Origin of the sequence: Rhodopseudomonas sp. BR0M22, assembly GCF_010907035.1 — a bacterium.
Lineage (GTDB): Bacteria > Pseudomonadota > Alphaproteobacteria > Rhizobiales > Xanthobacteraceae > Rhodopseudomonas.
The window spans coordinates 97,396-108,521 of sequence record NZ_QUMK01000003.1 but is presented as its reverse complement, the minus strand read 5'-3'; the positions used below and the strand labels follow the sequence as shown (position 1 = coordinate 108,521).

The window sequence follows — 11,126 nt, the reverse complement described above, 5'->3', positions numbered from 1 at the left end:
CTACGCGCGCCCCGGAATGACGGCGTTAAGCAACGCGCCTGCCTCCTCCGGCCGCACCCAGCGGAATTCCGGCAGCTGGTGCCGAAACCAGGTGAACTGCCGCTTGGCATAATGCCGGGTGTCGGCCGCACCGATCGCGGCGGCCTCGTCGAGGGCGATTTCGCCGCGCAGGTGCCGGATCAGCGCCGGCACGCCGTGGGCTTTCATCGCCGGCAGCAGCGGATCGAGCCGGCGCTCAGCCAAGACGGCAACCTCGTCCAGTGCGCCGGCCTGCAGCATCGCGGCGAATCGGGAGTCGATCCGCGCGTACAGCGCCTCGCGATCCGGGGCCAGGAATACCGCCACAACATCGTCCGGGGGCAACAACGGCGGCGAGGCCTGCTGGTGCCAGTCGGTCAATGGCCGGCCGGTCGCCAGCACCACCTCCAGCGCCCGCGCGATTCGGGTGCGGTCTGCGGGCGCCAGCCGCGCCGCAGCCTCCGGATCGTGGCCCGCCAGCTCCGCGTGCAGCGCCTGCACGCCGTCCCGGTCGAGCCGCAACCGCACGGCGTCGCGGACCTCGGCCGGCACCGGCGGCACCGCCGACAGTCCCCGCGTCAGCGCCTTGAAATATAGCCCGGTCCCGCCGATCAGGATCGGCAGCTGCCCGGCGGCGCGCGCGTCGGCCAGCACCGCGGCGGCGGCCTCGACATAAGCCCCGGCGGAGAAATTCACCGCGGCATCGACCGTACCGTAAAGGCGATGCGGCGCCAGCGCCTCCTCGTCCAGTGTCGGCCGGGCGGTGATGATCCGCAGGTCGCGATACACCTGCATCGAATCGGTATTGATCACGACACCGTGCCGCGCCTGTGCCAACCTCAGCGCCAAGGCCGACTTGCCGCTGGCGGTCGGCCCTGCGATAAGCACGGCCGCCGGCCGCCGGCCGCGCCGTTCCGGACCCTCCGCTGTCATGTCGCTCGTCGCTACGCTCATCTGCAATCCGAACAGTCCCGCGCTGGATTCGACCGTGATCGAGGGCGTGCGGGCAGTGCTGCCTCAGCCCAATGAAGCGGTCTGGCTGCACAACGAGGTCGCCGCCGACATTTTTTTCGCCAGCCCCGAAGATCCGCGGGTGCTCGCTGAGCGACTACGCACCGCCCGCGGCGACCTCCCGGTGGACGTCGTGGTGCAACCTGCCGCGACACGGCGCAAGAAGCTTTTTCTCGCCGATATGGACTCGACCATGATCGGGCAAGAATGCATCGACGAGTTGGCGGGCTTGGTCGGGTTGAAGGACCACGTCGCCGCGATCACCGAGCGAGCGATGCGCGGCGAGATCGAATTCGAGCCGGCGCTGCGCGAGCGCGTCGCGCTGCTCGAGGGGCTACCGCTCGAAGTGATCGGCCAGGTGCTCGACACCCGGATCACGCTGACGCCGGGCGGCCGCGCGGTGGTGCAGACGATGCGCGCCAATGGCGCCTACACCTGCCTGGTGTCTGGAGGCTTCACCCAGTTCACCCATGTGGTCGCCGAACGGCTCGGCTTTGCCGAGCACCGCGCCAACGAACTCCTGAGCCAGGACGGCAAGCTGACCGGCACTGTCGCCGAGCCGATCCTCGGCCGCGACGCCAAGCTGGCGACGCTGCTGGAGCTGCGCGAAGCCGACGATCTCGATGCGATCGACACCCTGGTGGTCGGCGACGGCGCCAACGATCTCGGCATGATCCAGGCTGCCGGTCTCGGCATCGCCTACCACGCCAAGCCGGCGGTCGCCGCAGCGGCCCACGGCCGGATCGACCATGGCGATCTCACCGCGCTGCTCTACGCGCAGGGCTATCGCCGGGACGAATTCGTCGAGGACTGATCCGGCCGCAAGGGCATTGTCGCGCAGCGGCAGCGTCCCATCGCTTACGGTAGCAGGTCCCGGCGATAGTGCTCGTGCAGCTCGGCCAGCATGACACCGGAGGCTGTCATGATCGCATGGATGTGCAGCACGAATGCCTCCGGCGGCGAAAAGCCCTTCGCCGGCGCAAGCTGCTCCAGCATCGCCGCCGCCTCGGATTGATCGCTCCCGCCCTCATCGGTGCGCAGCGTAGCTAACGGGGTCCGCTCGGGCCGCAAGACCGCCACCACGGCGCCATAAGGCCGGCTGCCGGCGGCAACCGCTTCACGCAGCGGCAGAGGCAACCGCTCGGGAATGTACCAGTTCTCTGCTTCCGACAGGACACGCCTGCCCCAATGCAGCCAGACTCGGCGGCGGCGCAGCGTCTCGCCTGCTCGAGGCTGCAGAGGTCCGTGATATCGATCGGCAGCCATCTCCTCGTCACCGTGCAGTGTGATCGCGATCGCTTCTGCGTCGCAAGGATGATGACGGCGACACCAAGCGATCAGCGCCGCTGTCGCGGTGTCGTGAGCTTTCATGACTCTCAGAAACTCGTCGACGCTGGTCACCAACTGTGTCCGGATCTGCACTCTCTGCCGCCCGCGAGTCGCGGCGCACGCGCCGGGTATCGATCTCCCGCACTGATTCCGCCATTGATCCATCCTCCAATGCGGCATCGCGTCATCGCCAGGACGGCATTCGATCGCCGGAGCATCCTTGTCATCGTCAACGGCGCGTTAATCCAGATCGCGCGAGTGTCATTCAAATGATGCACATCGTCGCCGACGAGAACCTCGACACAGGCCCCGACGGCCCTCGGACGCACGCCGGCCAACCGATCAAGGGCTGACGCGACGGCGCTCACTTAACAGTTTGTCCAACAACGCTGCCCATAGTCGCCCGCGACATTCGATCGTTCATCCGACATTCGTGAGTTGCGAGACATGGCAGAAGCTGTCGCTCAAGCGTCGTTCGGCAAGGTAATCTCGGTGCGCGGCTCCGGTGCGCGTGTCGGGTTGCTGGCGTCGAGCCGGCTGGTGCCCTCCGCGGTCCGCGCCACCGTGGGCCGCTTCATCAGCATCCGCACCGCGAGTTCCACCATCGTTGCAATCATCACTGAGGTCTCCAGCGAAAACCTCGCCGATACCGACGAGCACATCGCCGTCGCCTCCGTCGATCTGCTCGGCGAGATCCTGCCCGGTCCGCAGCGCCCCAAGTTCCAACGCGGCGTCACCAACTACCCGACCATCGGCGACGCAGTTGAACTGATCTCAAGTGAAGACCTGCGCATCATCTACGAGCCGAGTGGCTCGGACCAGATCAATGTGGGCACGCTGCAGCAGGATCCCTCGGTCGTCGCCTATGTCGATATCGAAGAGATGCTCTCGAAACATTTTGCCGTGCTCGGCTCGACCGGCGTCGGCAAGTCGACCGGCGTATCACTGCTGCTGAACGAAATTCTGAAATCGCGTCCTGCGTTGCGGATCTTCCTGCTCGACGTTCACAACGAATACGGTCGCTGCTTCGGCGATCGCGCACTGGTGCTGAACCCGCGCAATCTGAAGCTGCCGTTCTGGTTGTTCAATTTCGAAGAGATCGTCGACGTGCTGTTCGCCGGCCGGCCTGGCGTGGCGGAGGAACTCGACATCCTCGCCGAGGTGATCCCGATCGCCAAAGGCCTTTACGTGCAATACACCAACACCGACCGGCTGGGCTTCAAGCGGGTCGATCCGAAGACGATCGGCTACACGGCGGATACGCCGGTTCCGTATCGGCTCGTCGACCTGATTTCGCAGATCGACGAGCGGATGGGCAAGCTGGAGAACCGGTCCTCGCGCATCACCTACCACAAGCTGATCTCGCGCATCGAAACGGTGCGAAACGATCCGCGCTACGCCTTCATGTTCGACAACGCCAATGTCGGCGGCGACACCATGGCCGAGGTGATCAGCCATCTGTTCCGCCTGCCGGCCAACGGCAAGCCCATGACCATCATGCAGCTCGCCGGATTTCCGGCCGAGGTGGTCGACTCGGTGGTGTCGGTGCTGTGCCGGATGGCATTCGACTTCGGCCTGTGGAGCGACGGCGTATCACCGCTGCTGTTCGTCTGCGAAGAGGCCCACCGTTACGCTGCGGCCGACCGCGCCATCGGTTTCGGCCCGACCCGCAAGGCGGTGTCACGCATCGCCAAGGAAGGCCGCAAATACGGGGTCTATCTCGGCCTCGTCACTCAGCGCCCGGCCGAACTCGACGCGACGATCCTGTCCCAGTGCAACACGCTGTTCGCGATGCGGCTCGCCAACGACCGCGACCAGTCGCTGCTGCGCTCGGCGGTGTCGGACGCCGCTGCCAACCTGCTCTCCTTCGTTCCCTCGCTCGGCACCCGCGAAGTGCTGGCGTTCGGCGAAGGCGTGGCGCTGCCGACCAGGCTGCGCTTTAAGGAAGTCCCGGCGCAGCAGCTGCCGCGCAGCGATGCGGCGATTTCAACGATGCCGTCGGCCGCGGCCGGCAACGACATGCACTTCGTCGGCGCCGTGCTGGAACGCTGGCGCGGAGCCACCTCGCATCGCGACGTACCGAATGATCCCGTCACAACCGAGCGTCCGCTCGCCCGCACACTGGACGCCCCGATGCTACAGCCTTCGCTGGGTCTCGACCCCGATCGCTTCTCGCTGCTGAAAAAGCCGCTGCGCTGAAACCTCAGAAGTCGAAGCTCGCCGAGACCAGATAGGTCCGCGGCGCGCCGGGGCTGAGGATGCCGCGGCCGGTTGTCGCCCAGTAGTTCTCGCCGGTGACGTTCTGGACATTGGCCCGCAGGGTCACAGGAACTCGGTCGATCTTGGTGGCGTAGCGAACGCCCAGATCGAGCGTGGTCCAGGCCGGAATGCTCTGGGTGTTGGCCTGATCGTAGAACTGCGACGCGGTGTGGATCACCCGGCCGGTCATGGTTACGCCGCGAGCGGGCCCCGGCAGGTCGTATTCGCCGTAGAGATTGAGCTGCATCGTCGGGACGCCAACCGCCGTGTTGCCGTTGTAGACGGGATTAGACGCTTTCGTCAGCACGCCTTCGATCCAGCTCACGCCGCCGACGACGCGCAATCCCTCGACCGGCTGCCCGAACACATTGAGTTCGACGCCGCGATTGCGTTGTTCGCCATTGAGCGCAAACACCCTGGTGGTCGGATCGAGGAAGCCGTTCGGCTGCTTGATCTCGAAGCCGGCAACCGACACACCGACCGGGCCAAAGTCATATTTCGCGCCGGCCTCGACCTGCTTCGATACTGTCGCGGGGAAGCTCTGGTTGAGGTTGACCGCATTGGTCGGCGGCGCCGTCGAAGTCAGACCTTCGATATAGTTGGCGTAGAGCGACAGCCGCTCGATCGGCTTGATGACCAGACCGGCGCCCGGAGAAAACGCATCGTTGCGCGCATCGGACGTCACCAGGCCCGTCACTGGGCTCAGTGTCTTGGCGTCGATGCCCTGCCAGCGACCGCCGATCGTCAGCTCGACGCGATCATTCAGGATCGACATCGTATCGGCAATCGCGATGCTGCGGTTGAAGCGCTCCGCTGTCGTCGGCGAGGTCCGCGGCAGTCCGGCATCGCTGCGCGGCGGCGCGTACACCGGATTGTAGATGTTAGAGGTGATCGCCGCACCAACCGGAATGTTGGTCAGGCCGGTATCCTGCCAGAGGCCGGATGCCGCGACGCCGACCCGGTGCTTCACCGGTCCGGTGTCGAACTGGCCGCGCACCCCGACCTCGCCGGTGTTGCTGTTGGTCTGAAACGGAGTCAGTTGGATCGTATCGCGGTAGTCGCCACGCGCGTTGATGATCGACGGCAGACCGCCGAAATAGACCTGATGAAATTCGCTATGGCCGTAAGCGGCATAGACGGTGAGCTGATCGGTCAGATCATACTCGGCGCGGATCGCGGCCGATTTGTTGTTGCTGTCGCGATATTCCCAGGGCTGCTGCTGATTGATCCGCAGATCCGGCGCTTGCGGGATCGGAAAGCCCGGCAGCACCGAGCGATTGCGCAGCGGCGAATTGAAGTCGACCTTCTGATAGCCAAGGTCGAGGCCGACCCGCAGGCGTTCACCGCGATAATCGAGGGCGAGCGACGTGACGCCGTATTCCTGTTTCTGGTTGTCGATCGGCGTGCTGCCGGACTGATACGCGCCGTTGAAGCGGATTCCCCACTCGCCATTGGTCCCGTAACGTCGACCGACATCGATGGCGTTGTAGCTCTGCGCGTTGGAGATGAATCCGGTCGTGAACCGCGTCAGCGGCACGTCACCGGCGCGTTTCGGAATCAGGTTGATCGTCCCGCCGATCGTGCCGAACGGCGGCATGCCGCTCAGCATCGTGCTGGGGCCGTGCTGCACTTCGACGCGTTCGATCGGCTCGAGCGCCGGATTGAAGGAGTCGGCGACGCCGTACAGGCCGTTGAAGGCGATGTCCTGGGCAAACACGGGGAAGCCGCGAATGAAGAAGCCCTGGATGCCGCTGTAGGCCGGCACGTTGGAGCGCACGGAGGGATCGTTGCCGAGCACGTCGAGCAGTGTTCGCGACTGCTGATCGCGGATGAGCTTCTCGGTGAAGCTGGTGAGGCTGAACGGCGTCGACATCACGTCGCGGTTGCCGAGCAGACCGACGCCGGCACCGCGCGCAACCTGATCCCCGGGAAAGCCAGCCGGCAAAGTCGCCTGCAGAGCGCCTGCCGAAACCGGACGGGGCTGCGCTGCGGCGCTGGCCGGGTTCGGAGCACGCCGGTTGGCTGTTGATCGCGACGCTTGCGACGGCCTGCGCTGCGGGGACGTCGCCGCGGCCCGGCGGCGTGACGTCTCGACGACGATGGCAGGTAGTGAACGTCCTGTCGCGCTCGCCGGAGATTCCGTTGAAGCACCCGGAGCGGAAGCCGGCGCAGGAGCTTCCTGTGCAGCAGCCGGATGAGAGAGGAGGAGAACCGACGCACAGACAAACGACAGCGCTCCCGCTGCCGGGAAATTCAGGTCCTTCAACATGCCCCCCAAAAGATCTTCAGTCGGTGATGCCGCCTTGTGCTCGGCTGTGCAGATCACCAACGGCGCCATCCGATAAGCAAACGGCGGTAACGGGCACCACTAGAACCGTTCTAGCGTGCTGTTGAAGAAGCCAGCGGCATGTGTCCCAACGTGATTTTCCTTTGATGTGAGCACAGGCTTGCCCTCGAGATGCGAAGAAGTGTCGCACCTGCCCCACGCGGACTGATCGGCATCTGAGAGAGCCCAACGCGCGCGTGCTGGATCCGCCCATGACAACCTGATCGGCTCGAAGAACAGATCCGCAATCATCGCGTTATTCGGAACGGCACGACGCAAGCGGCACGGAGCTTCGACGCGAGGGAGGACTGGCGTTGCTACCCTGGTGGGACATCCTGCAGCGTCTTGGCGTCGCCGCGATTGCCGGCGGCCTGATCGGGCTCAACCGCGACCTCAAGAACAAGCCGATCGGGATGCGCACGCTGGCGCTGGTGGCGCTCACCTCCGCACTGCTGGTGACGCATGCCGATCATTCGGCGACGATCGATCAACTTTCCGATCCGACCAGCCGCGTGTTTCAGGGCATTCTCACCCGCATCGGCTTTCTCGGCGCCGGCGTCATCGTCCGCAGCGGCAACCGACTCGAAATCCACGGACTTACGACCGCGGCATGCACCTAGCTCGCCGCCGGCATCGGAATTGTCTGCGGTGCCGGCCAGTGGCTAATCGTCGGCGTGGCGCTGACGATCACCTTCGCGGTGCTGATCGGCGGACATCCCGCCGAGCGACTGCTCCATCGCCTGCTCGGCGGCGCCAAGGACGAACGCGGGCACCGCGCCGCGCCCGAAGATTGAAGCCGGGATCAAACGTCCGCGACCGGTCCGCACCAGCCGGGCAGATAGATCGCGTCCTTGCTTTTGGCGAGGGCCAGCGCCTTCTCGGTCGCGTTCTGAAAATCGGCGGTGACGCTCTTGCGCGACAGCCGTCGGCGCAGGAAGTCGGCCCACAGGAACTCGCTGAACGGAGTCGTGTCCTTGGCGTAGCCGCCGACGCGGCGCAGCTCGCCGGCCAGGCTGCGGAACGGGTCGTCCTCCAACTCCGCGACAGTCTTGGGAATCTCGCGGTAGTGATGCCGCTCGCCTTTGGCATCATATGGATACACCCAGCGCCGGCTGTCGAGCACCACCCAGAACGCCTCGCGATCGACCATGGTGAGATCGGCGATCACCGTGACCAACACGTCCTTGACGCCTTCGTCGTGCAGCGCCCGCGCCAGATGATGATGATCGATGACGTAGTGTTTTTTGCCCGGGCCGAGCACCACCGGGATCATGTGCTTGCCGAGCAGCTCGGCCTGCTTCTTCGCCTTGTGCTGACGCCAGCGCAGTCGCTTTTCCTTCACCTCGCGCATCCCGACCGTCATCTGAGTCGGCCGCAGCGACAGGATCGGGATCGTATGCAGCACCGGTTCGCGCGGGTTGGTCATCGCTGATCTCCTGAAGGCCGCGGTCCGGCCCGACTGTTTGTTGGCGTCGCCCTTTGGCAACGTAGCGCGCCACCTGCAGCCAAGCACGTCCAATTCGAAGAGCGCCGGGCGCGCTGCAAGGGCCGAGAACAGCGGATCGGACAGCCACGGCATCCGGTCTATTGCGGAGTTTTCCCGGCGCCGTATCCTTACTAGGATGCAAGAGTCGAACCCGTTCCGGGCGACGGCTGGGACCGACAGCGATGAAGAATCAGCGCATCATTAGCCTTCCCGACGACCACCGCGTGCTGCAATTCCGCCCCCGGGATGCGGCAGAGTTGCCGTCCGATCCGGATGATGCCCGCCCGTCCGCGACTATTCTGCCGTTCCGCCGGGCTGTTGCGCAGGTCGATCAGACCGAGGAGGTTGCCGTCTCCGACGAAGCCCCAGACGATTTTCGCCACCGCATGCTGACCAATATCGTCGCGCTGGCTCTCACCATCGGATTGACGGTGACGGGAATTTGGCTCGCCACCAGCATCGCCGATATGCGGCGAACTCAGGACTGCGTTCTGATGGGCCGGCACGACTGCGCGACAATTGCCGCACCGCGCTAGGCGATTCGCGAAAAGCGCCCCCGCCGCCTGCCCAAATCCCGCGCATTGGGCGGATTTGCCTGCCATTGAACTCAGGCCAACGCTCCGTTATACGGGCAATCGACTGTCACCAGGATGACGGCTGAAGCCGCCGTAAATCGGCCATTTCCGACATAATATCAAAGGCTTAAAATGACTTCCACATTCGATCGGGTGGCCACCATCATCGCGGAAACCTGCGACATTCCGCGTGAGACGATCACCCCGGAGAGCCATGCGATCGATGACCTGGGGATCGATAGCCTCGATTTCCTCGACATCGCGTTCGCGATCGACAAAGCGTTCGGTATCAAGCTGCCGCTCGAGAAGTGGACCCAGGAGGTCAACGACGGCAAGGCGACCACCGAGCAGTATTTCGTCCTCAAGAATCTCGCCGCTCGCATCGACGAACTGGTTGCCGCCAAGGGCGCGTAGTGGCGCGGTTCGGAAGCCGCCCACGCCATGAACCTTGAATATTTCCACCTGATCGACCGAATCGCCGAGCTTCGCCTCGCCGACCGCAGCATCACGGTCGAGGCGCGGGTGCCCGAGACCAGCACGATCTTCGAAGGTCACTTCCCCGGCTACCCTTTGATGCCGGGCGTTCTGCTGATCGAGACCATGGCCCAGAGTTCGGGATGGCTGCTGATCGCGCTGATGCAGTTTCAGCGCATGCCGTTCCTGGCAGCGGTCAAGGAAGCCAAGATGCGCACCTTCGTGACGCCGGGCGAGCTGTTGTCGATCGACGTCTCGGTGGTGCACGAAGGCTCCGGCTTCACCATGACCGAAGCGAAGATCAAGAGCGGCGGCAAGCTGGCGTGCAACGCGACGCTGACGTTCCGCCACGTCCCGTTTCCGCATCCCGACCTGCGCGGGCATATGGAAACGATGGCGAAGCAAATCGGATTTCCGGAGCAGATGATCCATGGCTGACACCACCACGTCCCGCGCCGAACCGATCGAAGCCTGGATTACCGGCATCGGCCTCGCCAGCTCGCTCGCCGAAGGGCTCGACGCGCATTGGGATGCGCTCAACGAACGCCGCGTCAACGTCGATACCAAGGGCTTTTCGCCCTACGTGGTGCACCCTTTGGCGCCGCTCAGCTTCGACAAGCAGATCCCGAAAAAGGGCGATCAGCGCCAGATGGAATCCTGGCAGCGGATCGGCACCTATGCGGCCGGTCTCGCGCTGGATTCCGCAGGCATCAAGGGCAACACCGAAATCCTGTCGCGGATGGACATGATCGTTGCCGCCGGCGGCGGTGAACGTGATCTCGCGGTCGATTCCGCGGTGCTCAACGCCGAGGGCTACGGCACCGTGCCGCCCGGCGCGCTCAACGAGCGCCTCATGAACGACCTGCGCCCCACCCTCTTCCTCGCCCAGCTCTCCAACCTGCTCGCCGGCAACATCGCGATCGTGCATGGCGTCACCGGCTCGTCGCGCACCTTCATGGGCGAAGAGGAAGCCGGCGTCGACGCTGCGCGAATTGCGCTGGCGCGGATCGCGGCCGGCCAGAGCGACATCGCGCTGATCGGCGCCGCCCAGAACGGCGAGCGCAAAGACCTGCTGATGCTCTACGAGTTCGGTGACTTCAATCTGAAGGACAACTACGCGCCCGTGTTCGCGCGCGGCCCGAAGGGCGGCTTCGCGCTCGGCTCGGGCGCAGCGTTCCTGGTGATCGAGTCGAAGGCGCATGCCGAGGCGCGCGGCGCCAAGCCCTATGCGCGGCTGAAGAATGTGGTCGCCGACCAGTCGCGCCGCAGCAATGCCGGCGACGTCACCGCGTCGCTGGAGAAGCTGTGGACGCAGCTCGGCCCCCGCGACGGTTCGGCCGCGATCATCACCGGCGCGACCGGTGCCGAGCCGGTGACCTCCGAGGAGACCGCATTCCTGCGCAATCACGCGAGCGCTCCGGTGCGCGGCACCGCGACCCCGTTCGGCCACGTGATGGAAGCGCAATTCCCGCTCGGCATCGCGCTCGCGGCGCTGTCGCTGTCGCGCGGCGCGCTGTATCCGCCGAACGACCCGACTGGTCTCGAAGTTGAAATGAATAAGACCCCCGACCAGATTGTCGTGATCGGGGCGGGCCACTGGCGCGGCGAAGGCATGGCGCTGGTCGAAGCCGTTCGGTAAGGGGGACGT

General features: G+C 65.1%; 10 protein-coding genes and 1 pseudogene. 7 read left to right on the top strand and 4 right to left on the bottom strand.

What is annotated here, in order from left to right; genetic code table 11:
* Positions 1 to 951 (bottom strand): tRNA (adenosine(37)-N6)-dimethylallyltransferase MiaA, encoded by a 951-nt coding sequence (gene miaA / locus DY468_RS01820; protein ID WP_164601883.1) that lies wholly within the window; start codon positions 949 to 951, stop codon positions 1 to 3.
* Here miaA and serB point away from each other — a divergent pair.
* Complete coding sequence (gene serB, locus DY468_RS01815; RefSeq protein WP_164601826.1) at positions 950 to 1,843, top strand: phosphoserine phosphatase SerB; 894 nt, start codon at positions 950 to 952, stop codon at positions 1,841 to 1,843. The two genes, miaA and serB, sit on opposite strands and share 2 nt — an antisense overlap.
* Before the next feature lie 44 nt (positions 1,844 to 1,887).
* On the opposite strand, the gene DY468_RS01810 is transcribed toward serB, so the two are convergent.
* Positions 1,888 to 2,430 (bottom strand): hypothetical protein, encoded by a 543-nt coding sequence (locus tag DY468_RS01810; RefSeq protein WP_349644229.1) that lies wholly within the window; start codon positions 2,428 to 2,430, stop codon positions 1,888 to 1,890.
* Between the two features lie 375 nt (positions 2,431 to 2,805).
* Between DY468_RS01810 and DY468_RS01805 the strand changes: the two genes are divergently transcribed.
* The gene (locus DY468_RS01805) at positions 2,806 to 4,557 is read left to right on the top strand and encodes an ATP-binding protein (protein ID WP_164601824.1); all 1,752 of its coding nucleotides are present in this window, start codon (positions 2,806 to 2,808) and stop codon (positions 4,555 to 4,557) included.
* 4 nt (positions 4,558 to 4,561) lie between these two features.
* Here DY468_RS01805 and DY468_RS01800 read toward each other — a convergent pair whose 3' ends face one another.
* A complete protein-coding gene (locus tag DY468_RS01800; RefSeq protein WP_502706204.1) occupies positions 4,562 to 6,955 on the bottom strand; it encodes a TonB-dependent receptor in 2,394 nt (797 codons plus the stop codon).
* A gap of 302 nt (positions 6,956 to 7,257) precedes the next feature.
* Between DY468_RS01800 and DY468_RS01795 the strand changes: the two are divergent.
* Positions 7,258 to 7,737: pseudogene (locus tag DY468_RS01795) on the top strand (MgtC/SapB family protein).
* Positions 7,738 to 7,745: 8 nt separating this feature from the next.
* Here the strand turns inward: DY468_RS01795 and DY468_RS01790 are convergent.
* Positions 7,746 to 8,369 (bottom strand): ParB-like protein, encoded by a 624-nt coding sequence (locus DY468_RS01790; protein ID WP_164601822.1) that lies wholly within the window; start codon positions 8,367 to 8,369, stop codon positions 7,746 to 7,748.
* Between the two features lie 242 nt (positions 8,370 to 8,611).
* On the opposite strand from DY468_RS01790, the gene DY468_RS01785 reads away from it, so the two are divergent.
* The 4 genes from DY468_RS01785 (at position 8,612) to DY468_RS01770 (ending at position 11,117) form a co-directional block, all read left to right on the top strand.
* Positions 8,612 to 8,965 (top strand): hypothetical protein, encoded by a 354-nt coding sequence (locus tag DY468_RS01785; protein WP_164601820.1) that lies wholly within the window; start codon positions 8,612 to 8,614, stop codon positions 8,963 to 8,965.
* 171 nt (positions 8,966 to 9,136) lie between these two features.
* Complete coding sequence (locus tag DY468_RS01780; protein WP_011157577.1) at positions 9,137 to 9,418, top strand: acyl carrier protein; 282 nt, start codon at positions 9,137 to 9,139, stop codon at positions 9,416 to 9,418.
* 27 nt (positions 9,419 to 9,445) lie between these two features.
* Positions 9,446 to 9,916 carry a 3-hydroxyacyl-ACP dehydratase FabZ family protein gene (locus DY468_RS01775; RefSeq protein WP_164601818.1) on the top strand — a complete coding sequence of 157 codons (471 nt, stop codon included), beginning with the start codon at positions 9,446 to 9,448 and terminating at the stop codon, positions 9,914 to 9,916.
* On the top strand, positions 9,909 to 11,117 hold the full coding sequence (locus tag DY468_RS01770) for a beta-ketoacyl-ACP synthase (protein ID WP_164601816.1): 1,209 nt from the start codon (positions 9,909 to 9,911) through the stop codon (positions 11,115 to 11,117). The genes DY468_RS01775 and DY468_RS01770 overlap by 8 nt, the downstream gene beginning before the upstream one ends.
* Positions 11,118 to 11,126 lie beyond the last annotated feature (9 nt).